General features: G+C 46.4%; 21 protein-coding genes and 1 tRNA gene. 6 read left to right on the forward strand and 16 right to left on the reverse strand.

What is annotated here, in order from left to right; all coding sequences use genetic code 11:
- Positions 1-400: 400 nt before the first annotated feature.
- A complete protein-coding gene (locus tag DB398_RS17945) occupies positions 401-595 on the forward strand; it encodes a hypothetical protein (RefSeq protein ID WP_108425839.1) in 195 nt (64 codons plus the stop codon).
- Between the two features lie 3 nt (positions 596-598).
- On the opposite strand, the gene pyrF is transcribed toward DB398_RS17945, so the two are convergent.
- The 9 genes from pyrF to DB398_RS17990 all read right to left on the reverse strand — a co-directional run bounded on the left by pyrF (position 599) and on the right by DB398_RS17990 (position 9552).
- The gene (pyrF, locus tag DB398_RS17950; RefSeq protein ID WP_108425840.1) at positions 599-1420 is read right to left on the reverse strand and encodes an orotidine-5'-phosphate decarboxylase; all 822 of its coding nucleotides are present in this window, start codon (positions 1418-1420) and stop codon (positions 599-601) included.
- A gap of 56 nt (positions 1421-1476) precedes the next feature.
- On the reverse strand, positions 1477-2553 hold the full coding sequence (gene prfA / locus DB398_RS17955) for a peptide chain release factor 1 (protein WP_108425841.1): 1077 nt from the start codon (positions 2551-2553) through the stop codon (positions 1477-1479).
- 67 nt (positions 2554-2620) lie between these two features.
- The gene (locus tag DB398_RS17960) at positions 2621-3931 is read right to left on the reverse strand and encodes a DUF3570 domain-containing protein (protein WP_108425842.1); all 1311 of its coding nucleotides are present in this window, start codon (positions 3929-3931) and stop codon (positions 2621-2623) included.
- Between the two features lie 15 nt (positions 3932-3946).
- On the reverse strand, positions 3947-4156 hold the full coding sequence (locus DB398_RS17965) for a DUF4266 domain-containing protein (protein ID WP_108425843.1): 210 nt from the start codon (positions 4154-4156) through the stop codon (positions 3947-3949).
- 9 nt (positions 4157-4165) lie between these two features.
- Positions 4166-5164 carry an FAD:protein FMN transferase gene (locus tag DB398_RS17970; RefSeq protein ID WP_108425844.1) on the reverse strand — a complete coding sequence of 333 codons (999 nt, stop codon included), beginning with the start codon at positions 5162-5164 and terminating at the stop codon, positions 4166-4168.
- Positions 5161-5598: a thioredoxin family protein gene (locus DB398_RS17975; protein WP_108425845.1), complete on the reverse strand. Its 438-nt coding sequence runs from the start codon at positions 5596-5598 to the stop codon at positions 5161-5163. Before DB398_RS17975 ends, DB398_RS17970 begins: the two co-directional genes overlap by 4 nt.
- A gap of 18 nt (positions 5599-5616) precedes the next feature.
- Complete coding sequence (locus DB398_RS17980; RefSeq protein WP_108425846.1) at positions 5617-6057, reverse strand: QcrA and Rieske domain-containing protein; 441 nt, start codon at positions 6055-6057, stop codon at positions 5617-5619.
- A gap of 47 nt (positions 6058-6104) precedes the next feature.
- Entirely contained in the window at positions 6105-7283 is a 1179-nt protein-coding gene (locus DB398_RS17985) for an AIR synthase related protein (protein ID WP_108425847.1), read from the reverse strand.
- Positions 7284-7365: 82 nt separating this feature from the next.
- Positions 7366-9552, reverse strand: coding sequence for a glutamine synthetase III family protein (locus DB398_RS17990; protein WP_108425848.1), 2187 nt, complete (start codon positions 9550-9552; stop codon positions 7366-7368).
- A gap of 212 nt (positions 9553-9764) precedes the next feature.
- On the opposite strand from DB398_RS17990, the gene DB398_RS17995 reads away from it, so the two are divergent.
- Complete coding sequence (locus DB398_RS17995) at positions 9765-10787, forward strand: glutamine synthetase beta-grasp domain-containing protein (protein WP_108425849.1); 1023 nt, start codon at positions 9765-9767, stop codon at positions 10785-10787.
- A 65-nt stretch (positions 10788-10852) separates the two neighbouring features.
- Here DB398_RS17995 and DB398_RS18000 read toward each other — a convergent pair whose 3' ends face one another.
- On the reverse strand, positions 10853-11791 hold the full coding sequence (locus DB398_RS18000; protein WP_108425850.1) for a calcium/sodium antiporter: 939 nt from the start codon (positions 11789-11791) through the stop codon (positions 10853-10855).
- A 152-nt stretch (positions 11792-11943) separates the two neighbouring features.
- Between DB398_RS18000 and DB398_RS18005 the strand changes: the two genes are divergently transcribed.
- From DB398_RS18005 to DB398_RS18015, 3 genes are all read left to right on the forward strand, one after another.
- A complete protein-coding gene (locus tag DB398_RS18005) occupies positions 11944-12303 on the forward strand; it encodes a BlaI/MecI/CopY family transcriptional regulator (protein ID WP_108425851.1) in 360 nt (119 codons plus the stop codon).
- The gene (locus DB398_RS18010; RefSeq protein WP_108425852.1) at positions 12303-13991 is read left to right on the forward strand and encodes a M56 family metallopeptidase; all 1689 of its coding nucleotides are present in this window, start codon (positions 12303-12305) and stop codon (positions 13989-13991) included. Before DB398_RS18005 ends, DB398_RS18010 begins: the two co-directional genes overlap by 1 nt.
- A 501-nt stretch (positions 13992-14492) precedes the next feature.
- The gene (locus DB398_RS18015; RefSeq protein ID WP_108425853.1) at positions 14493-14642 is read left to right on the forward strand and encodes an SsrA-binding protein; all 150 of its coding nucleotides are present in this window, start codon (positions 14493-14495) and stop codon (positions 14640-14642) included.
- On the opposite strand, the gene DB398_RS18020 is transcribed toward DB398_RS18015, so the two are convergent.
- On the reverse strand, positions 14639-15151 hold the full coding sequence (locus tag DB398_RS18020) for an adenine phosphoribosyltransferase (RefSeq protein ID WP_108425854.1): 513 nt from the start codon (positions 15149-15151) through the stop codon (positions 14639-14641). The genes DB398_RS18015 and DB398_RS18020 overlap by 4 nt on opposite strands.
- Before the next feature lie 64 nt (positions 15152-15215).
- Between DB398_RS18020 and DB398_RS18025 the strand changes: the two genes are divergently transcribed.
- A tRNA-Arg gene (locus DB398_RS18025) sits at positions 15216-15289 on the forward strand.
- 163 nt (positions 15290-15452) lie between these two features.
- Here DB398_RS18025 and DB398_RS18030 read toward each other — a convergent pair.
- The 5 genes from DB398_RS18030 to DB398_RS18050 form a co-directional block, all read right to left on the reverse strand.
- Positions 15453-16760 (reverse strand): glycoside hydrolase family 16 protein, encoded by a 1308-nt coding sequence (locus DB398_RS18030; RefSeq protein WP_199913437.1) that lies wholly within the window; start codon positions 16758-16760, stop codon positions 15453-15455.
- Positions 16761-16790: 30 nt separating this feature from the next.
- The gene (locus DB398_RS18035) at positions 16791-18527 is read right to left on the reverse strand and encodes a cellulase family glycosylhydrolase (protein WP_108425855.1); all 1737 of its coding nucleotides are present in this window, start codon (positions 18525-18527) and stop codon (positions 16791-16793) included.
- A gap of 10 nt (positions 18528-18537) precedes the next feature.
- The gene (locus DB398_RS18040; RefSeq protein WP_234416374.1) at positions 18538-20019 is read right to left on the reverse strand and encodes a glycoside hydrolase family 30 protein; all 1482 of its coding nucleotides are present in this window, start codon (positions 20017-20019) and stop codon (positions 18538-18540) included.
- A 200-nt stretch (positions 20020-20219) separates the two neighbouring features.
- Positions 20220-21077 carry a hypothetical protein gene (locus DB398_RS18045; protein ID WP_159076490.1) on the reverse strand — a complete coding sequence of 286 codons (858 nt, stop codon included), beginning with the start codon at positions 21075-21077 and terminating at the stop codon, positions 20220-20222.
- 23 nt (positions 21078-21100) lie between these two features.
- The gene (locus tag DB398_RS18050) at positions 21101-22612 is read right to left on the reverse strand and encodes a RagB/SusD family nutrient uptake outer membrane protein (RefSeq protein ID WP_108425858.1); all 1512 of its coding nucleotides are present in this window, start codon (positions 22610-22612) and stop codon (positions 21101-21103) included.
- Positions 22613-22619: the final 7 nt, after the last annotated feature.

Below are 22619 nucleotides of genomic sequence, written 5' to 3' on the forward strand. Positions count from 1 at the left end.
AATAAGCCCGTTATTAACTCAACAAAAGAGAACAAGTATAACATATTCCTAAAGTTAAATTAACCTCTTGCTGAAGGTTAAACAGGAATTTTGCAACGAGTTAGTTATCTGAGTTAGCATTTTTTTGAGTTAGTTAGTTTAAAAAACCGGTGGGCCACACCGGTTTTTTTGTTTCCCTAAATTGTCCTCGTTCGTATCTTCCAAATGCGTTTTTGGGAGACAGCGGATGGTCGTTGGACAGACGTTAATTTTAATCTAAAAAAGGGTCCAAAAGGCCTTTGAAATGCCCTGTTTCGTTAAAATTTAGATAAAATACCTGATTTCTAGTCATATACCCTAAAAGGCCATAATCCACAAGCTTGATTTGGACGTATCTTTGGTATAACAAATCTTGGGAACAATGGACAATCAATATTGCAAAGTAGGGGCAGTTACCCCGATCACCAGCGGAAACCAGGCAATCTATGTTCTGGAAGTAATGTACAACAACTTCGTTGAAAAAGCGGCCAATGTATCACAGGCCGATATGCACCTTGGCGAATTTTTCAAAAGGAAAGCTCAGAGCATCAAAAGGACTTTGGAAAGTCTAGGTTGAGCCTTACGGCAATTTGGCCAGCTCCAACTCCATTTCTTCTTGGATTTCCTTTGCCTTTTCCGCAGCAACTTGCGCAAAATCATGCCTGTTCGAGGCATACAATATGCCGCGCGAGGAATTGATCAAAAGTCCTATGTCCTTGGTGATTCCGTAGGTACAGACTTCCTGTAGACTTCCTCCTTGCGCCCCGACGCCTGGGACCAATAAAAAGTGCTCTGGCACTATTTCCCGGATTTCTTTCAAGAAAGATGCCTTGGTCGCCCCGACCACATACATCAACCTTTCCGAACCCTTATAAGTTTTTGAAGTGGCCAGAACTTCTTTGTACAGTTCCCTATCTCCCACTTTTTGGGTCTGGAAATCGAACGCGCCTTGGTTGGAGGTCAGCGCCAACAAAATGGTGTGCCTGTCCTCAAATTCCAAAAAAGGCTCCACGGAATCCCTGCCCATGTAGGGGGCAATGGTAATGGAGTCAAAGTCCATCGTCCCAAAAAAGGCCTTTGCGTAGCGCGTGGAAGTGTTTCCAATATCACCCCGCTTGGCATCGGCTATCGTGAATATTTCCGGATGGTTGCTGTTCAGGTATTCCATGGTACGCTCCAAGGATTTCCATCCCTTCAACCCATAGGCCTCATAGAAGGCAATGTTTGGCTTGTAGGCCACGCAGTAGGGATGTGTGGCATCGATGATGGCCTTGTTGAAAGCAAAAATGGGATCTTCGTCGTCCAATAAATGCGCTGGAATCTTATCCAAATCCGTGTCCAGACCAACACAGAGAAACGATTTTTTCTGACGGATCTGGGAAACTAGGTGTTCTATCTTCATTTCAAAAGGTTCTCGACTGCGCTCGAACTGACATACAAGACCAGTCAATAAAAAGTTTAAAAAATCTCCGAAGCCTCTTTCAGTTTTTCGGTGTTCTCCACCAACATCAGCTCATCGATTATTTTTTGGACATCGCCGTTCATGATATTTTGCAGGTCATACAGGGTAAGACCGATCCTGTGATCGGTGACCCTTCCCTGCGGATAGTTGTATGTCCGGATCTTGGCCGAACGGTCCCCACTGCTGACTTGCGAGTTTCGCTTGGCAGCATCCTCGGCCTGTCTCTTGGCCAATTCCATATCGTACAAACGCGAACGAAGTACCTTAAAGGCCTTGTCCTTATTCTTGTGCTGGGATTTTTCGTCCTGACACTGGGCCACAATCCCTGTGGGAAGGTGTGTCAAACGTACCGCAGAATAGGTGGTGTTCACCGATTGTCCTCCAGGTCCTGACGAACAGAAATAATCGATGCGGACCTCTTTTGGGTCTATCTGCACATCAAATTCCTCTGCTTCGGGAATCACCATCACAGTCGCTGCACTGGTATGCACCCTACCTTGGGTCTCCGTCTGTGGCACCCGCTGTACGCGGTGCACCCCTGCTTCAAATTTCAAGGTGCCATACACATCCTCTCCCGTGACCTCAAAATGGATTTCCTTGTATCCGCCACTGGTCCCTTCGCTCAAATCGATAACGTTGGTCCTCCAACCTTTGGACTCACAGTACTTGGTGTACATCCGGAACAGGTCCCCTGCAAAGATACTGGCCTCGTCGCCACCGGTCCCGGCCCTGATCTCCATCACAACATCCTTGGCATCTTCCGGGTCTTTGGGAATCAACAGGAACTTGATCTCCTCTTCCAGCTTCGGCAGGGCACTCTTGGCCTCATCGAGCTGCATCTTGGCCATTTCCACCATTTCGGGATCACTGCCATCGGTTAAAATCTCTTCGGCCTCATTGATGTTATGGGTAAGGGCCACATAGTCCTCTCGTTTTTCGGCAAGCACTTTCAGGTCCTTGTATTCTTTGTTCAATTTGATGTACCGCTGCTGGTCCGAAATCACATCGGGCTGTATGATCAGATCGGAAATCTCATCGAAACGTTGCTTTACTATATTGAGTTTGTCAAGCATAGATCAATCTTACTTAGGGATGCGAATTTACGATTTTTTAGTTGGATTCCTTTCCAACAAAATTGGGTCAGTTCCCCACAAAAGTTGTCCCGAGGGTAAAGATAAAAGCGTTGAGGCCATCGCTCCGGTCGTATTGGCTAAAACGGAGGTCGATGGTCTTCAGACCAAAACTGAACACTTTGGCCGAGGCAAAAATATCCCTGTACTGCACGCCCATCCCATATTGATGCGCATTGTAATCCGATAGGTCATAGTCTGAAGTATAGTAGACATCCGTGGACAAGGCTTCTTCCTTGGGATAAAAATAATCGGCCGCGGTCTGGGTATAGTAGCGGTAGGTGGGATATAGGGTGAACTTGTCCGTGACCTTGAAAGGCACCTCCAAACTGGCCGTATGGGAGGTAATTCCCCAATCGTCCCAATAGAAACGGTAGTAGGTACGCAACACCACCAGATCGTTCAGATAATAGTTCAGCCTGCCACCGAAGGGTATTTTGAACCTACTGTCCGGCAATTGCTCCACATTGTCCGCCAATTGGAAATCATCAATATAAAAATCTTCAAAATCCGCAAAATAGACACGCTGGAACGGGGTACTCAACAATCCGTTCTGGGAAACAAGATCCATGAAAAGGGCACCTTGCAATTTTTTGCCCATGATCTGTGAAAAGCTTAACGAAAGTGAATAGGAGTTTCTGTTCTCCTTTTCAAATTCCGAAAAAATGGGGTTATAGGTACCGTTCCCTGTGATCCTATCATCAAAAAAACCTTCACGCAGTTCAATGGGATATTGCGGGTTCCACTTGTCCAAAAACACGCGGCCGCTCAGGGTCAGTTCGGTGTTCTTCTCGTTGAACAGACGGGTATAGCTGCCCCCAAAACCAAGGGACAGATAATCGTACTCGGTGGAAAAATAGGCATTGGCGCTCCAGATGGAATTCCTGTCATCGGAACTGTGCTGATAGCTGGGATTGATGTAGGTCAAAAGGTCTTTTCGGGATTCCCCGGAAGAAGCATCAAATGGGGATACACTGAGTCCACCGTCCAACGGGTTCACATTACTGGAAGAAGCGGAAGTATAGGCCGAAAGCCCCACATCCACCGTCAGGATATCACTTTCGTTCATGGGCATCCGTAGCACAATGCTGGAAGTGGCATCGGTCAACTCTTCGGTCCCCTCCCCACCTGTCACTGCGGCATTTTGTCCATCCTGCTTGTAATAACTGAACAAGAGATCGACCTCGCTGGTCTCCAAAACACGTTTTTGGTATGAAGTATCTGTCTGTTGCGCACGGGCTGCCATACAGCAAAGGAAGAGCAATCCAGAACAGAACAGTGTCCTTTTGGCGACTCCTGATCTTTTGATGCAATGTTTCATAGTGTCCCGTAGCATTTAATTACAGCCACAACCGCCCCCTGTTTTGCCTCCATTGGCTCCTGCAGATGCTTCTCGATAGATGTGGAAATTGGTCTCAAAACGTTCGCTGGCCCTGGCCCCCAATTGCATCTCTGCATCGTTCAGGTAGGCCTTGTCGTACTCGCGCACGGCCACACAGGAACTTGAAAGGAGCAATACCAAGAGAAAAAAAATCGCTTTGACCATGGTCTAAATTTACGGATTCATGTCGAATATGATACCTGAACTCTTGTGAATTTTATTGTCCGAATCCACGACCACGGCCTCTACCCCATCCATCTGGTTGATCATGTGCAGGCCAACGTCCCTTCCCATGATGAAAACTGCCGTGGCGAGGGCGTCACAAAGTTCTGCCTGCTTGGCAAAAATGGACACGCTGTTGATCCCCGTTGTGGGGTATCCTGTCCTAGGGTCGATGATATGGGAATATTTTTTTCCGTTCAGGGTGATGAACTTTTCATAATTGCCCGATGTGGCCACCGAGGATTCGATGACGGGCAACCAACTGAACACCTTGTCCTTGCTCAACGGATTGGCGATACCCACCAGCCACTTCTCCCCTGTCACCTTGGTCCCCCAAGTGGTCAGGTCGCCGGATGCATTGATGATGCCTCCTTTCACCTCCTTGGAAACCATAAGTTCTTTGGCCTTATCGGCAGCATAACCTTTCCCAATGGCCCCAAACCCAATACACATGCCCGGTTCCGGCAAGAACACGGTCTGGTCCTTTGGGTCCAATACAATTTTTTGATATCCGATCTTTTTCACGGCTCTTTGGATATCCTCTTCCTTGGGTGCAGTTTCCATAGTGCCATCAAACTTCCAGATGTTGTCCATGGATGCATACGTGATGTCGAAGGCGCCTTCGGTAATCTCGGAGATCCGTATGGAACGTTCGATAAGACCATAAAGCTCAGGGCTTACCTTGATAGGCTTTATCCCTGCATTTTTGTTGACGAGCGAAGTCTCTGAGTTTTTATCCCAAGAGGAGATGATTTTTTCAATGCGTTGGATCTCGGAAACGGCCTCATCTATGTTGATATAACCTATTTCCTCGTTCGGGGCCACCACGGTGACCTCAAAACGGGTCCCCATCAACTTGAGCGTCTTTTTCACAGTGACATCCTTCTGCCCCAATTGCCCCAAGGACAACAGACAGGAAAGGCTGCACAAAAAAACAAAGACCGCTTTCATTTTACGAATTTGTTGAGGAGTGCAATATATTTTTCTGGGGTAAGTCTGGGGTTGAACCCTGTTTCCCCCAAAACAGATTCGTTCTTGTCCAAGACCACGATCAAGGGAAAGTATCCTTTGGGATTGTATTTTTCAGCCAGCGTTTTGTTTACACCCGATTTTTCTTCGGCGAGCTGGTTTTGCTTTTTTCGGGGAAAATCGGCATTGTACAGCACGTAATTTTCGGAAGCATAGATCTTGAATTCCTCAGAATCCAGAATACTTTTTTTCAAGCGGATGCAGGGAGCGCACCAATCCGAACCGGAAAACACCAAAACAATGGGCTTGTCCGCCGTATTAGCCTTATCCAGTGCACTGGCATAACTGTCCTGCCACTCCTGTGCATGAAGGGCACCAAGACTCACTAAAAAGATGAAGGTCAAGAATCGTTTCATAAGATTGGGGGCTACAAATTACTCAAAGATCCGGAGTATGGACCCATCAAGTTCGGTATTGAACACTTTCAGGGCACGTGCCGGCTTACTGTCCACTTGGTTCAACGGGGTTCCATCCTGCCCAAAACGGGATCCGTGGACATCGCAATAGAAAATACCCCCATCCTGGTTCACGAATCGGACTTGGTCATAGGATTCATGGCTGCATACCTGGCTGGCCGCCACATACTCCCCTTGAAGGTTTCTGGCCACAACGACCAGGTTCTTCAAGATAAACCCACCATTTGTAGATAAGGGCTGTCCTTCTTGGGAGGTGAGGTCCACCGTAAAGTCCACACCCGTGGGCACTTCTTCAATATTTCCATCGACTTGATCCTTGGAACAGCCTTGTAAACAGGGAAAAGTAAGGGCAAATGCAGCACCTGCACCCAGACTTCTTAGAAAATCCTTCCTTTCCATAGCATAAGGTTTATAAATAAGAACGCTAAACTGGGGCGAATCGTATGCTAATATTGAAACTTACCGTGCTCACTCTGGATGGTCAGCTTTTTGGTTTCCGATGGTTCCACCCTACCTATGATCTGGGCATCTACCTCAAAACTTTTTGAAATCCTGATGATATCCTCAGCAACCTTCTCATTCACATAGAGTTCCATTCGGTGTCCACAATTGAACACTTGGTACATTTCCTTCCAATCGGTACCGGATTGCTCTTGGATCAATTGGAACAGCGGTGGCACGGGAAACATATGGTCTTTGATGATATGGAGATTGTCCACAAAGTGGAGGATCTTGGTCTGTGCTCCCCCGCTACAATGTACCATTCCGTGGATTTCCTTGGAGGAATAGCTTTCCAGTATTTTTTTGATGATGGGCGCATAGGTCCTAGTCGGCGAGAGCACCAATTTTCCTGCATCCAAGGGAGCACCCGGGACAGCATCCGTCAATGTGGTCTGGCCTGAATATACCAACTCCTCAGGAACGGAGGCATCATAACTTTCAGGATATTTTTGGGCCAAATATTTTCCAAAGACATCATGCCTGGCAGAGGTAAGTCCATTACTGCCCATCCCACCGTTATATTCGGTCTCGTAAGTGGCTTTTCCATAGGAAGCGAGACCCACGATGACATCCCCAGCGGAGATATTGGCATTATCGATCACTTGGCTCCTTTTCATTCGGGCAGTAACCGTGGAGTCCACGATTATGGTCCGTACCAAATCGCCCACATCGGCAGTTTCCCCGCCTGTGGAATGGATGGTGATCCCATGTTTGTCCAGATCGGAGATCAATGCCTCCGTCCCGTTGATGATGGCCGAAATGACTTCACCGGGAATCAGGTTCTTGTTCCTTCCGATGGTCGAGGAAAGCATAATATTGTCGGTAGCACCGACACAAATTAGGTCGTCCACGTTCATGATCAACGCATCTTGGGCAATCCCTTTCCAAACGGACAGGTCGCCCGTTTCCTTCCAGTACATGTAGGCCAAGGATGATTTGGTCCCGGCGCCATCGGCATGCATCACAAGACAATGGTCTGCACTACCGGTGAGATGATCGGGGACAATTTTGCAAAAAGCCTTGGGAAAAAGTCCTTTGTCTATGTTCTTGATGGCACTGTGCACATCTTCCTTGGAAGCGGAAACCCCTCTCTGGGCATATCTTTTACTGGTGTCGGATGACATAAAAATGGGTTTGGGCAAAAATAACGGAAAGCCATCAATTAATCGATAGGCCTTCCGTGGTTTTCATCTTTTGGAGCTGTTCCTATTTGGCAAACAGCAATTCCCTGTACTTGGTGAAAGGCCATAGATCGTCCGCTATAAGCTTTTCCAATTTATCGGACTGTTCCCTGATCTTGTCAAAATACGGCTTTACATTGTTGCAATAGGCCTGTGCCTTTTTATTGCTCATGGCCATTCCATTGGCCCGTTTTCTGGCATCGATCATCTCATCCGTCAGCTTTTTGATCTGGACAATGTGTTCCCCTACCTGCTCCAGGATGTTCAATTGGCTTTCGGCCACATTTTTGTGGGCCGCGCCATAGACTTCCTTCAGCCCGCTTACGTTTTTCAACAAAATATTTTGGTATCGGATAGCGGCAGGGATAATGTGGTTATAGACCATTTCCCCGAGTACCCTTCCTTCAATCTGGATATGAAAAATATAGGCTCCCAGTTCCACTTCTTGGTGGGCCCTGAGTTCCACTTCGTTCATCACGCCCATTTCCTTGAAGAGCTCCATGCTCTCCTTGGAAGTGATCACCTGTAAGGCCTCCGGGGTATTCTTGTTGTTGCTCAGTTTGCGTCTTCTGGCCTCCTCCTGCCATTCCATGCCATACCCATCGCCCTCAAAACGAATGCGCTTGGAGGTCTTTATATATTCGCGCAGCACATTGAAAACAGCTTCGTCCTTTTTCAGGCTCTTTTTATCAATCAGCACATCCACCTCCTTTTTAAAATCGGTGAGCTGCTTGGCCATGATGGTGTTCAGAATGGTCATGGGTTTGGCACAATTGGTCTTTGCGCCCACCCCCCTCATTTCAAATTTGTTCCCCGTGAAGGCAAAAGGTGATGTACGGTTCCTGTCGGTGTTGTCCAAAAGGATTTCCGGGATTTTGCCCACCACGTTGAGTTTGAGCTCCGTTTTTTCCTCTGGCGAGAGTTTTCCTTTGGAAACCCCTTCCAGCTCATCCAATACATTGCTCAATTGTTTTCCAATAAAAATGGAAAGGATGGACGGTGGGGCCTCATTGGCCCCCAATCTATGGTCGTTGCTTGCAGAGGCTATGGAGGCACGCAAAAGCTCCTCATAGGTGTCCACTGCTTTTATGGTATTGACGAAAAAGGTCAAAAATTGAAGGTTCTTCATGGGCGTGCTCCCCGGGCTGAGCAGGTTCACCCCGGTGTCGGTGGCCAAGGACCAGTTGTTGTGCTTTCCAGAACCGTTGATTCCCGCAAAGGGCTTTTCATGGAACAACACTGAAAAATGATGGCGGTCCGCAATCTCTTCCATCACGTCCATGAGCAATAGGTTGTGGTCCACGGAAAGGTTGGCTTCCTCGAACACAGGTGCCAGTTCAAACTGGTTGGGAGCCACTTCATTATGTCGGGTCTTGACCGGAATGCCCAATTTGGTACATTCCTTTTCCAGGTCACTCATAAAACTCAATACACGAGGCGGTATCACTCCAAAATAATGGTCGTCCAACTGTTGGCCCTTCGCAGAAAAATTTCCCACTAAGGTCCTGCCCGTCATGGAGAGGTCCAAACGGGATTTTGCCAACGCCTTGTCCACCAAAAAATATTCCTGCTCCCAGCCCAAGGTGGCATAGACCTTCCTTACGTTTTTGTCAAAATACTGTGCCACTCCGGTGGCCGCTTGGTCAACCGCATACAGTGCGCGTAACAGAGGTGCCTTGTTGTCCAGGGCCTCCCCGGTATAGGCCACAAATATGGTAGGGATACAAAGGGTCGTCTTATAAATGAATGCCGGTGAAGTGGGGTCCCAAGCGGTATAGCCCCGGGCCTCAAAAGTGTTTCGGATCCCTCCGCTTGGAAAACTGGATGCGTCGGGTTCTTGCTGTACCAATTGTGCCCCTCCGAACTTTTCCATCCCCCTTCCATCGGGAAGGATATCGAAAAAGGCGTCGTGCTTTTCGGCCGTGGCGCCCGTAAGAGGTTGGAACCAGTGGGTATAGTGCGTGGCGCCCATACTCAAGGCCCATGCCTTCATCCCTTCGGCGACTTGGTCGGCAATTTTACGATCGATCTTATTGCCCTGAAAAATGGCGGATTTGACATTGTCAAAAGCTTCCCTTGTCAGGAACTGGAGCATCTTGTCCTCGTTGAAAACATTTTTCCCGAACAGCTCGGAACGTTTCCCTTCCTCACTCATGGATGTGTGCTTCCTGTTGCGGCTTTCGGCCAAGGCCTGAAATCTAGTTTTTGGCATCTTGAATAGTATTGATTCGGCAAAGCTACAATTAACAATTTAATAATAAATCCTTGAAAAAATACTTTTTTTTTAGTCAACCCTACCCAAAATATGGGGTTATATAAATAATAAGATTCAGTTTGTGATTTTACCCCTTCAAAATGTATATTATTCATTGAAAAAACTATTTTTGTCAATCATGAATTTGAGAACAAATAACTACCAGAATTATGAGCAAGATTAAATTAGAATACCTTTGGTTGGATGGGTACTACCCAACTCAAAACATAAGAAGTAAGACCAAAGTTGAAAATCATGACAATTTTAAAGGGACCTTGGAAGAGCTTGACAACTGGTCTTTCGATGGGTCATCCACACAACAAGCTGAAGGTGGATCTTCCGACTGTTTGTTGGTTCCCGTTTCCATCTATCCCGACCCAGCTAGAAAAGATGGTTATTTGGTAATGTGCGAGGTTATGAATGCTGATGGCACCCCACACGTTTCCAACGGCAGGGCCACCATTGATGACGAAGATGACGATTTCTGGTTCGGTTTTGAACAAGAGTATTTCATTATGGACACGGCTACACAACTACCATTAGGTTTCCCTGTTGGTGGTTATCCCGCACCTCAAGGAATGTACTATTGCTCCGTTGGTGGCAAAAACACTCACGGAAGGGCCCTTGTTGAAGAGCATGCTGACCTTTGTATAGCTGCCGGACTAAATTTTGAGGGAATCAACCAAGAGGTTGCCTGTGGACAGTGGGAGTTCCAATTGTTCGCCAAGGGTGCCAAAAAAGCTGGTGACGAAATCTGGGTAGCCAGATACTTATTGCAAAGATTGACCGAATCTTACGGATACTATATTGAGTACCACCCAAAACCACTTGGTAAGGATATGGACTGGAACGGTTCCGGTATGCACGCCAACTTCTCCAATACCACTTTGCGTACCGCTGGTTCCAAAGAGGTTTACGAGAAAATTTGCGAAGCTTTCAGACCTGTTGTCAAAGAACACATTGAGGTTTATGGTGAGTTCAACGATCAACGTTTGACAGGTAAGCACGAAACCGCATCCATCAATGATTTCAGCTATGGCATTTCAGACCGTGGAGCTTCCATTCGTATTCCTTTGGCCACTGTGAAAAAAGGATGGAAAGGATGGTTGGAAGATAGAAGACCTGCTTCCAATGGTGATCCATACAAAATAGCTGCCAGAATCATCAAAACAGTAAAATCTGCAAAGATATAACTGGTAGCGAATAAATTAGTTGTTGATTATAGATGAAAAACCGTCCCGACCAAGGGGGCGGTTTTTTATTTAACAGTAAAATAGACAAAGGTGATATAGATGGCCAAAAGTACCAGGCCGTCCCTCCACCCCAAGCGCAAACCTTTGGGAAAGAACACCAAGGGCAATATCAAAAAGGAGATGCCCAACATCCAAAAGATATCGTTGTAGAGCAATCCCTTATCCACTACATTTATAGGTGTGATCATGGCCGTTATCCCCAAAACAGCCAATAGGTTAAAAATATTGGACCCAATTAAATTACCCAAGGAAATGGCCTTTTCCTTTTTAAGCACTGCAATCACGGAGGCCGCCAATTCCGGAACGCTGGTCCCTACCGAAACGACGGTGATGCCAATGATCCGGTCACTGACTCCAAAAGCGGAGGCCATACCCACGGCACCACTGATCAGCAGTTCCGATCCACCCCAAAGCGCTGTTCCCCCAATACCCAGCAACAACACCGTTTTATATAAAGGTAGTGGGACATCATCTTCCGGTTTTTCATCCACCACGGCGGTTTGTTGGAACCTAAGTAGGTACACCAAAAAGAGAAATAGGCAGGACACAAGGATGATTCCCTCGTATTGCTGAAGAACCCCATCAAAATAGATAAAGCCGCAAAACAAAAGTGAAGCCACCATCATCACGGGCCAATCTGTGGAATAGAAACTTTTTCGTACATCTATGCTTCCCAAGAGTATGGTAATGGCCAGCACCAGTCCCAAGTTGGCGATGTTGGACCCCACCACATTGGCTAGGGCTAGGTCAGGAAAACCGTCCAAAGCCGCTTTCACACTCACAATAAGCTCCGGGGCCGATGTGGCAAAGGAGACCACCGTCATCCCGATCACGATCTTTGGGATGGACAACCTAAGGGATAGGGCCACTGCCGATTTCAACAACCAATTTCCCCCGGCAATGAGAAGGCCCAGCCCTAGGACAACATAAAGTAGATTTTCCAAAGAATCGTGTTTTGCGTAAAAATAAAGGAAGATTTGATCAACCCAAAACCAATGGAAAAGAATAAAAACTATAAAATTAGTTAACAAACTATAAAAATAGTTGTTTAACTATGGAATTAGTATTATGTTTGAACCAGTAATTATTTGAGATCATGCAAAAACTGACCAATAAGGAAGAGGAAGTAATGAAAATCCTCTGGAAGTTGAAGAAGGCTTTCGTTAAGGAGATTTTGGAAGAAATCGAAGGCGAGAAGCCCCATTACAACACCCTCTCCACCATCGTAAGGAATTTACAGGAAAAGGGATATGTGGGCCACGAGGCCTTTGGGAACACCCACCGCTATTTCCCCATGGTGACCAAGGAACAGTACCGCAAAAAGTATGTCAACGCTGCCATAGCCGATTACTATGACGATTCCTATAAAAGTCTGGTTTCCCATTTTGCCAATGAGGAAAAGATATCGGTAAAGGAACTCCAAGAAATCATTGACCTCATCGAAAAGAAAAAATAATGGAACCCATCCTATTATACTTTGCAAAAACGGTATTGATCTCCTCACTTTTTCTAGGGGTCTACCATTTGTTCCTGAAACGGGATACCTTTTTCAAGGAAAACCGGTTGTTCCTACTTTCAGGCCTACTCCTCTCCCTCCTCTTTCCCTTGATCAAAATCGAAAGGATCGTGGTGGCGTCCAAACCTATCCTGATCAATGCGGCAAGCAATTCCAATGCAGCCAAAATAGCTCCTACAGAGACCTTATTCACTCTGGAAAATGTGCTCTGGGCCGTCTATTTGATAGGATGCACCCTGCTATTGGTGAAATTTCTGATCCAGTTGAGTTCCCTGCACTCATTGACCAAGAACGCCAAAACTTGGAGGGAACATCCCTATTTGCATGTGGAAACGGAAAAAAGGATTTCCCCTTTCTCCTTTTTCAATTCTATTTTTTACAACCCGGCCTTGTTCAATCCAAACGACCTTGGGACCATCCTAGCACACGAAAAGGTACATGCAAGACAATACCACACCTTGGATATCTTGCTATTGGAAGCCTTGAAAATTGTGTTATGGTTCAACCCCGTGCTGTGGCTCTACGCAAGGGCGGTGAAACAGAACTTGGAGTTCTTGGCCGATTCGGAGACCATCAGCCAAATGGACAACAAAAAAAACTACCAGTACCTCATGCTGAAACAGGCAGTGGACGGTCAGCAATTCAAAATCACAAATTCCTTTTATAATTCATTAATCAAAAAACGAATAGTCATGTTAAATCAAAATCAATCCAAAAAAATCAATGTGTTAAAAACCTTCCTGGTATTGCCTTTATTGGGGCTGTTCCTGGTCAGTTTCAGTGTGGAAAAGGTATATCGATATACCGACACTGAAAATGGAGAGGCCGTCTTCGATGACAAGTCCGTGGAACTCATCATCAACAAGGACACTTCCAACGATGAGTTGGACAAGATGAAAAAAGACCTGTCCACGGACGGTATCGATTTCAGCTACACCGCGGTGCGAAACAACCAGAAGGAAATTGTTGAAATCACGTTGAGCTTGAACGGCAAAAATTCCAAAGGGGAAAAGTTCAGCAGCAATTACAGTTCCAACTCGGATGGCCCCATAGATCCATTGACCGTCTTTTATGACGATGAGGCCAACCTGGTCTCTTTTGGCAATGCCAAGCACAACAAGGTCCACATCCGCAAAATGGGGGATGATGATGTCACCTGGACCACTTCGGACAAAACGGTTGTCAGGGTCGATGGTTCCAAGGCCAAAAAAACCATTATTGTGAATGGGAAGCAACTTAGTGACGACGAAATCAAGGAAATGGAAAAAGAGACATCCATTCATTTCATCTCCGATGAAGATGGGGATAACGCCAAAAAAATCAGAATACGAAAAGTGGAGGACAAGGATGCCAAGAGCCATGTCATGATCATCAAGGACTCTGATGACGATGAGGATATTGAAGTAATCGAAAAAGATGCCAGCTTCCTTTATATCGATAATGATGGAGGCAGCGAACCGCTCTATTATATAGATGGGAAAAAAGTATCCAGCAAAGACGTACAAAAAATCTCACCCAGCGATATTGAAAGCATGAATGTGCTCAAAGGCGAAATGGCCATTGAGAAATATGGAAAAAAAGCCAAAGATGGGGTCATAGAGATTATGACAAAAAAGGGTAAGAAGTAGAAAAAAACATCCCTAAAAAAGGAAAGGAACCGCTCAAAAAAAGTGGTTCCTTTTTTTTTTGCAGCAAACGAAAAGGCCAAAAAATGGCCTTTTGGAAACGAAACCTCCCTTGGTTTTCAAAAAGCACCCAAAAATACCCCTACAAAAGTTACAATCTAATACTTCAATTACATTTTTGAATTACATTTTATAATTTAAAGCAAGGAACGTGTTTTATTTCCAAGGAGCATCTCGTTCAAAAGACTACAATCTTGTATGCAATTGTATAGATTCTGGGCTAAAAGTTTGGCAACATGAATCTTATCATTTTATATTCGAAAAATGCAACCGGTCAGCACTAATTTTTTAACCTAAAAATCAATCGAACAATGATCGCAATAGTAAAGTTTTTCGTCATGCTGCTCATCCACCTGATCACCCTTGTTTTTATGTAACAATGGTCGGTGGGCTCCATAGTACCGCAACTGTTTAGTATATTTGGTAAATCCAACACCTCAATCCATGTTGTACAAGATTCTGGCAAAAATCAACAAAGCGGTTCTTCCCTCTTTCACCAAAAAGGGTCTTGACCTGTCCAAGGCATCCAAGTGGCAATTGGCCCTTATAGGCTGGCGCTACTATGTCACCACTAGGGCATTGGACGCGAATTAATACTGGAGCAATGACCTGATAGGGTATCCGTTGAGCTTATTGGCGCCGTCCAAGAAGGTCAGTTGTATCAAAAAGTTGCACTGCACCACTTCACCCCCGAGGCGTTCCACCAATCGACAGACCGCTTTGGCGGTTCCTCCGGTGGCCAGAACATCATCATGAACCAGTACCTTCTCCCCTTTTTCAATCGCATCTGAATGGATTTGAAGGGTTTCTTGACCATATTCCAACTCGTAGGGCTCGGAAAGGGCATCAAAGGGTAGTTTTCCCGATTTACGGACCGGCACAAAACCGGCCCCAATTTTCTGGGCCAGCAAAGGCGCAAAAATAAACCCCCTACTGTCCACACCAACCACTTTATCCACCTTAATATCAGCGGTGAAGCGTAAAAGGGATTCCGTGGCCAACTGTAGGGCCTTGGGGTCTTTCAAAAGGGGGGTGATGTCCTTAAAGACCACCCCAGGCTTTGGAAAATTGGGTATATCGCGGATGTATGTGGAAAGGTCCATTATTTTTGTGTGCCAAGGTTTTGTGGTAAATTTAAAAAGAAATATATTTGCAGCCCATTAAAACGGCCTCGTGGCGCAACTGAATAGCGCATCTGATTACGGCTCAGAAGGTTGCAGGTTTGAATCCTGCCGAGGTCACTAGGTAGCAATACCAAACACACGGAAACCCCGCAATCTCATAGATTTTGCAGGGTTTTCGCCTTTTTGGACATCATTTACTTTGGTTTGTACTGGTTCGACCACAGAAACAAGGTCGTCAACTGACACTATAAAACACTGAATAATAGCTGATTTAGCTGTTTTACAATCTATACACCCGCACCCAATCAATATAAACCGAAGCGGGAAATTGGGCCTCGGGCACTATCGGGCCACCATAGGTATGATCACTTCCTCCAACCCCTGCACTCAGGATGAGGAACATATTGTTTTCAAACGGGTGCCATTCATCAAAATGATTGGAATATTCAGAAACCGTAACCCTGCGTCCATTTAGTTGATTTACACTCTTTTGGTCCTGACCGTCCACGACAAAACCTCCCCCATCATTTAAATAGTGGATATGATATACGTGTCCATCCACGAAGAATTCAATCCGGTCATCATACCAATCCAAACCATATTCATGAAATCCCGAACTCCCTGCGTTGGGATCGTTATTCAGAGGAGGATAACTGCCATAACCCGGTTCTTCGGGAATAGGGGTTTGTTGCGTCCCGTAACTGTAATAGCCCCCTAAATGTCCATGATTCCATTCCTGGTACTCATTGTTCTGCCATTCCCATGCATAATGTACGGTTCCCAAGTTATGATAGGGAATGGAGCCCACATACTCCATAATGTCCACCTCACCCCCTTGGGGCCACATGATCTCATCAACCGTCACTGGTTTTTCTTGGGGCATCATCCAAAAAGCAAATCCCTGCCCTTGGTGCTTTACCCCTGCTGGAAATACCCTCGCCACAATCCGATGTCCAGGTCCCCATGCCCCTTTGTCTTTGGTATTGATACGCCCGCTGGTGTAGTCCCTGTCCTGATACGTCTCTTTTCGGGTGGTGATGACAAGACATCCCCCATCTGCATCTGCAATTCCATTTGCAAAACTGACATTCTCCACCCGATCCGTAGCCCGGTCCAATTGACCCGTACCCCAATTCCCATTGATCCCTGTCCCGGTCTCATAGTTCCATTTGGAAAGGTCAAGACTTCCTTCGTTGAACTCATCGGACCAAATCAGTCCCGTAAGTTCCTCCACGTAAATTGTTATGTTTACTGTTTTGCTTACAAACTGGCCACCGTTATAGGCCGACACAATAATGCTGTAACTATGGGTACCTTCTTTGGAAAAGGTATGGGACAGTGTGTTGGAGGTCAATTCCTCCACTTTGTCCTCAATACGTACCTTATACAACGAGGCATTTGTGGCCTGAAACATAAAATTCACCCTTCCTCCGCCATCGCCATAGGGTTTTTCATTGGATTGCCCCACTATGTCAACGATAACGTTCAAATTGGAAGGAGGCAAGTCCATTTCCATTTCGGTTCCGTCGCTCCCGCTACAGGCTTGGAGCAGTATGAATATCCCAATACATAAAAATCGCTTTATCATATTAAAAGTATCGGCGATGGTGGATAATTGTTATTGCATACTAAATTCAAGATAGTTGAGATTGAACCCGCCCTTTTCAAAAACCACTTTGACCTTGTGGGTCCCTTCTTTCAGATCAATTCCCGAGAGCGTTGCTGTATTATAGGAAGTTGCCCCTTCTGTTGCAGGCAAAAGGACAGATTCAGAACTGCTAAAACCATCAACTTTCAAATGAAGTTGGCCCATGCCCTCTATGCTGGCGTATCTCACGTCCATGGCATAGGTCCCTGATTTTTTGACCTTCACGGTAAAGAGAAGCCATTCATCATCCTGAATGTCAAAAACCTCAAAGCCATTGCTCTTGCTGTCCGAAGAGTTTTGGATATCCACACCATCATTCCGCATTTTACGCCCTTTGTTCCATGCCCCCTGCTCCCCGGTACTCACCCGATAATTGATGTAATCGGCGTCTTTGTATGCATAATTCTGGGTCCCCATATCATAATCCGTGGCATAGATAAGCCCGGGGATCGAATGGTCTTTATAGGCCTTGGTCTCAAAAGTCTGCACTTGACGGAACATGGCATCGATCACATCGGGCTTGACGGTCACATTTTCCATTTTGTAGTTTTCGGCCAACTGCATCAAGGTTTTTTGGGCAAAAGCCACCGTAGGCTTTTTTCCTCCATTTTGCCAGTAGTCCAATAGCGTTTCATATTCGGGGGTTTTCGTCACCGAAGTGACCCCGGCTATGTTGTCCACCTTTTTCATGGGCCAGAATGCCCAACCGATGTTGTGGGATTCCATCAAGGTCAGTGCATCCTTGAACCACACATTGGAATTTTCCCCACTTTCCCCCAACCAAATCGGGGCGTTGTACTTCTCGCGATAATCCAATACCTGTTGAATGGACTCCGTGCTATTAAAGTTCCAGTATTTATGGAAACTGATGACCATATTATCGTCCCACAGCGGAAAGATGCCATTGTAGTTATTGCCCCAGCAGTTCCCTTCAATGTAAATGATATGGTTGGTATCGATCTTACGGATGGCGGTTGTGATGTCCACCATCAATTGGCGCAGGGGCGCGTTGTTCTTTTCGTCACAACCGTTTGGGTTTTCCCCTTCAAAGTTCCAGTTGGGCTCATTGACAATATCATACCCGCCCATCCACGGATGGTCCTTATACCGTTCGGCCATCTTTTCCCAAAAGGCTATCATCTTCTGTTTGTTGGCCTCACTTTCCCAAAGGGAAGGCTTGGTGGCGTCATAATCGGAAATATTGGCATCGTGACCCTGTCCCCCTGGCGCCGCATGAAGGTCGAGGATAAGGTACATCTCGTTGTCCGCGCACCATTCCAAAAGATCGTCCGTCATGGAAAAACCCTTTTCCAACCAAGTATTCCCTCCATTCTGTTCTTCCTCAATGGGAGGTGTGTAGAGATTGTAGTGCATGGGCAACCGCACCGAATTGAAACCCCATGCCTTGAGCGAGTCAATATCCCTTTTGGTGATCCCGTTGGCCAGATAGGCCTCATAAAAGGCTTCGGTGTTTTTCTTGCCAATGAGTTCCTTAATCTTTTGTTTGATGGCATGTTGTGGTCCGGCAAAACTGGCCGTTTGCAACATATAGCCCTCCTGCACCATCCACCCACCGAGTCCCAGCCCTCTCAAGAGGACATTGTTCCCTTGAGCATCCACGATCTTCTGTCCATCGGTATGTAAAAAACCTTGTCCAAAAGCGGTGGCATTGATCAAAAGAGCTAAAAAATATATTGATTTTTTCATGCGATGAATTTTATTGTTCCCAAATATACGTGGCAACGGCCCCACTGTCCAGCGTTGCGGTCACCCATTGGTTTTTGTATTTGATATTAAAGGATGTAATGGCCGCTCCATCGTTTTCCACGATAAGGACCATCTGACCCTCCGGAGTCCTAAAGGCCACATTTTGAAGGTCGCCCTGTATGTTGGAGCCCACCCGGACCGAACCTGAAGGAACAAATTTGGAGGCATGGGCCACAATATAGTAGCCCACATTTCTGGTAATGTTCCCACCTGAACTGATGGTAAGTCCTCCTTTGCAGACGGTGCACCCGCCATCTGTGTGTGGACCAAAGTTTTCATTGTTGGCCAAGTTCCATTCCAACGCATTCTTGCTCCAGTTGCGCATGGACCCAATGATGACATTTTTTAAATGCCATTTCAAATCTCCTTCAAAAGAGCCGCTCGAAGAGGTATACTGTTCTGTAAAATAAAGATTCTTTTCAGGAAACGCATTGTGTACGGTAGAGAGTGCGCTAATGTCACCGTTGTACAGGTGGAATGCGGAACCATCCACATAGGGATTCGTTTCCGGATCACTCAGTACCGTGATGGGGTATTGTGGATTGTCGCAATTATGGTCCCACACGATGATCTTAGTGGCGATTCCTGCACTGGAAAAGGCAGGGCCAAGGTGGTTTTTGATAAAATCCGACTGTTCTTCAGCAGTCATGAACATACTGGGATTGTTCCCGTCATGCATGGGTTCGTTCTGAATGGTGATGGCATCCAAAACTATCCCTTCGGCTTCCATAGCTTCGAGATACTTTACAAAATATTGGGCATACACTCCATAATATTGTGATTGAAGGCTACCTCCCACGAAGCTTCCATTGTCCTTCATCCAGACCGGGGCGGACCAGGGAGAACCCATAATTTTCAGATCGGGGTTGATTTCCAAAATCTCCTTGAGAACGGCCACGACACCGTCCATATCCGGTTCCAGACTAAAATGGGCCAAAGCTTCATCGGTTTCCCCTTCGGGCATGTCATTATAGGTAAAAGGAGCTTCATTGAGATCGGAAGCACCAATGCTGATCCGAAGGTAACTTATGCCGATACTGCTTTGCGAATCACCAAAAAGTTCTTGCAAAAGCCCAGCTTTCTTATCCGCACTCAATTGATTGATGACATCTGCGCTGCCTCCTGTCAAGGTAAATCCAAAGCCATCTATGGTCTGATAGGTCAAGGATTCGTCCACTGTAATGGTGGGAAACGTGTTGGTAGTGGTCCCAAAAGACAAAATCTTGTCCTGTTTTTTTAACAACACGCTCTGGTTCGAAAGTGTCAACCAAGCCTCCACATCATTGGTGGCGGCAGGTGGGTTATTCCCAGGAGGGTTGTCGTCCGGGGTCTGCCCCGTATCATCGGTACCGCTATCCCCAGAAGAGGAGCAGTGTGTCATGGGTAGCAGAAGCGCCCAAACTGCCATTACAACTATATTCTTTCTAATCATATGCCTATATCTTTTTGTTAACCACCCTTTGGGTGGCCTCCATTTCCATCTTATTTATTTGAAGAATCAGTATACCTATCTTGCCAGTACCTAATCCTATACTGCTGTCTTAAACATGCCTTAAAAATAGCCCATGGCCAGAAGACCATGGGCCGTGAATTAAAAAAACTAACTCAACTCAAATAATCGATTATATCATTTTAATTGGTTCCTCTAAGTTCCACATTATCAATGGTAATAGCTCCCACATTTCCGCCTCCACATTTGATGACCAAATAGACGGTGGCATCGGTATCAAAACTTACAATGTTTCCTTCTCCGGCACAACTGAGCTGGGAGAGTTTACCACTAAAGGGTGCATTGCCGCAACCGTTCCAGGTATTCAGACCGATCTTGGCACCATCAGCTGCATAATCGGAACCTTGGACTGGTGCTGTTGTAGACACATAAACCTCAAACCAAGTATCCACCGAGCCTTCACCTTGTACCGTCATATCCACGGCATAGTTTTTACCGCCCTGCACTTCTATGGCCTGAAAAATGCCTTGTTGGTTCCAATCACTTGCCGTAATAGTAGCGGTACCTGAACCAAAATTCCAATTTGCCCCAGATGCACTTATACTCAAAATGCTCCACTGGGCAATGTCCTCGTCGGTCTCAAACTTGCCTCCGACGACCAAATTCCCCGCATTGGGGTCCGATTCCGCCACGACCAGTTCTTGGGAACTGCTTAGGGTTGAACCTCCCCTTCCTATGGCAATGTGTGTGATGGTGTAGGTTCCCGCATCGGGCAGGAAGATTTCCTCCGTTGCCTTGCCTTGGTATATCCCCTCGCCGATGTTCCATTTGGAGGCTATGACATTGGTGGTGTTGGCTGCAAGGACATATCTGTTCGCCTGCCCTTCCACTGGCGTTATCGTGAAGGACGCGTCCACATTGGTGTCGGTCAATCCATTGTTGCCAAAGGAGTCCTCCGGGGTACAGGAAACCACCATGATCGAGCCAAATAATAGCATGACCCATCCGTAGATGTTGTTTGTTTTAGTTTTTATACGCATAACAGTATTCATTTAATGGTTGATCAATAATTGGGATTTTGAACGATCAAAGTGTTTTCCATTTCCCTCAGCGGAATAGGCAACACTTCGTTTTTACCTGCAACAAATCCCTTATCTGCTAAGGCAGTGGCAGCATTTCCTGTCCGGACCAAATCGAACCAACGGTGTCCTTCCCCTGCCAATTCGATTCGCCTTTCGTTCCAAATGGCCTGAACGGACACGGGAACCGGGGCCAACCCCACTCTGGCCCGTACCGCATCCAGTAGGGCCTGCGCCCTTGCACCGGAACCTCCCAAGGCCTCTGCTTCCAAAAGATAGGTGTCGGCCAAACGGATCATATAGACATGCTGCTGATAGTTCAACTCTTTGACCCCTCCGCCAGTGGTGGCATCGCTGTTCAATGGCATAAACTTCTTCAAGTAGTACCCCGTGTCTTTATCACCGTACAAATATTCGATTTCCCCGGCTTCCTCAAAGGCCTTCAAATTGGCAATGGTCTCATCAAACCTGGGGTCGTTTTCGATCACATCAAAGAATTCATCAGTAAAAACATTGAAACTCCAACCTGGCGCAAAGTCCGGTGCGGTGGAGGTGGCACTTCTCACATAACTACGCGGGCCCACCATAATGTTGATGCTATTGCCCTCATCGGCTCCCGAGCCCCAAAAACCCCAATCTGCATTGCTCTGGTTGGTATTGGTGGTCTCCAAAATGGATTCTGAATTGAAGGTATTGCTGAAATCCCACAGATCTGCGAAATCGTCCAACAAACGGTACCCATATTTACTGGTTCCGCCCGGTGTTCCATTGACTTCGGCCAGTTCCGCAGCGGCTTGGCTGTTCTTGCCATTGTAGAGATATACTTTGCCCAATAAAGCCTGTACCGCTCCTTTGGAGAAGCGTCCTGCCTCCGTGGCAAGGTTCACCATGTCGGGAAGGCCGTTCTTTGCTTCTTCCAAATCAGTCTCGATCTGTGCATAGACCGCTTCTTTTGATGCCTGTTCCACATTGTAGATCTCTGCCGTCGGTAGGGGTTCAACAATCAGTGGGATGTTTCCGAACATCCGTACCAATTGAAAATAAAAATAAGCACGAAGCGCTTTGGCCTCTGCAGTGAACCTCGTCCTATTACCTTCGCCCATGGGGATTTCGGGCAGTTTGGACAGCAACACATTGGCCCTGAATATGCCTTGGAAATAATCGTTCCAATAGCTTGCAGGGATGTTGGAGGCCGTAATGGTATAATTGGCGAACGCATGGATCCCTGCACCATCATCCGGCCCACCACCACCAGCGTGATGATCGTCCGACCCTGCATTCATCATGGTCACCATGTTCTCGAATCCCCTTGATTCTTTTCCCAAAACATCGTAAATGGCAATCAAACCGGAATAGGCCTGATTTTCATTGCTGTAATAGTTCTCTTCCAAATAGGTCCCTTTGGGTTCCACATCCAAAAATTCCTTGGTACAGGAAGCGAATGCAACAACCAGAATTGAACCAAAAACTAAATTCTTTATGTTTCTCAGTTTCATTGTATCT

Source organism: Flagellimonas amoyensis, from assembly GCF_003058265.1.
GTDB classification, from domain to species: domain Bacteria; phylum Bacteroidota; class Bacteroidia; order Flavobacteriales; family Flavobacteriaceae; genus Flagellimonas; species Flagellimonas amoyensis.

Excerpts from the sequence above, each read along its gene's own strand:
- DB398_RS18050 (WP_108425858.1), bottom strand. The coding sequence starts at position 22,612 with ATGAAACTGAGAAACATAAAGAATTTAGTTTTTGGTTCAATTCTGGTT.
- DB398_RS18030 (WP_199913437.1), bottom strand. The coding sequence starts at position 16,760 with ATGATAAAGCGATTTTTATGTATTGGGATATTCATACTGCTCCAAGCC.
- DB398_RS18045 (WP_159076490.1), bottom strand. The coding sequence starts at position 21,077 with ATGCGTATAAAAACTAAAACAAACAACATCTACGGATGGGTCATGCTA.
- DB398_RS17945 (WP_108425839.1), top strand. The coding sequence starts at position 401 with ATGGACAATCAATATTGCAAAGTAGGGGCAGTTACCCCGATCACCAGC.
- DB398_RS18040 (WP_234416374.1), bottom strand. The coding sequence starts at position 20,019 with ATGATTAGAAAGAATATAGTTGTAATGGCAGTTTGGGCGCTTCTGCTA.
- DB398_RS18020 (WP_108425854.1), bottom strand. The coding sequence starts at position 15,151 with ATGGACCTTTCCACATACATCCGCGATATACCCAATTTTCCAAAGCCT.
- DB398_RS17990 (WP_108425848.1), bottom strand. The coding sequence starts at position 9,552 with ATGCCAAAAACTAGATTTCAGGCCTTGGCCGAAAGCCGCAACAGGAAG.
- DB398_RS17985 (WP_108425847.1), bottom strand. The coding sequence starts at position 7,283 with ATGTCATCCGACACCAGTAAAAGATATGCCCAGAGAGGGGTTTCCGCT.
- DB398_RS17995 (WP_108425849.1), top strand. The coding sequence starts at position 9,765 with ATGAGCAAGATTAAATTAGAATACCTTTGGTTGGATGGGTACTACCCA.
- DB398_RS17980 (WP_108425846.1), bottom strand. The coding sequence starts at position 6,057 with ATGGAAAGGAAGGATTTTCTAAGAAGTCTGGGTGCAGGTGCTGCATTT.
- prfA (WP_108425841.1), bottom strand. The coding sequence starts at position 2,553 with ATGCTTGACAAACTCAATATAGTAAAGCAACGTTTCGATGAGATTTCC.
- DB398_RS17965 (WP_108425843.1), bottom strand. The coding sequence starts at position 4,156 with ATGGTCAAAGCGATTTTTTTTCTCTTGGTATTGCTCCTTTCAAGTTCC.
- DB398_RS17975 (WP_108425845.1), bottom strand. The coding sequence starts at position 5,598 with ATGAAACGATTCTTGACCTTCATCTTTTTAGTGAGTCTTGGTGCCCTT.
- DB398_RS18010 (WP_108425852.1), top strand. The coding sequence starts at position 12,303 with ATGGAACCCATCCTATTATACTTTGCAAAAACGGTATTGATCTCCTCA.
- DB398_RS17960 (WP_108425842.1), bottom strand. The coding sequence starts at position 3,931 with ATGAAACATTGCATCAAAAGATCAGGAGTCGCCAAAAGGACACTGTTC.
- pyrF (WP_108425840.1), bottom strand. The coding sequence starts at position 1,420 with ATGAAGATAGAACACCTAGTTTCCCAGATCCGTCAGAAAAAATCGTTT.
- DB398_RS18005 (WP_108425851.1), top strand. The coding sequence starts at position 11,944 with ATGCAAAAACTGACCAATAAGGAAGAGGAAGTAATGAAAATCCTCTGG.
- DB398_RS17970 (WP_108425844.1), bottom strand. The coding sequence starts at position 5,164 with ATGAAAGCGGTCTTTGTTTTTTTGTGCAGCCTTTCCTGTCTGTTGTCC.
- DB398_RS18015 (WP_108425853.1), top strand. The coding sequence starts at position 14,493 with ATGTTGTACAAGATTCTGGCAAAAATCAACAAAGCGGTTCTTCCCTCT.
- DB398_RS18035 (WP_108425855.1), bottom strand. The coding sequence starts at position 18,527 with ATGAAAAAATCAATATATTTTTTAGCTCTTTTGATCAATGCCACCGCT.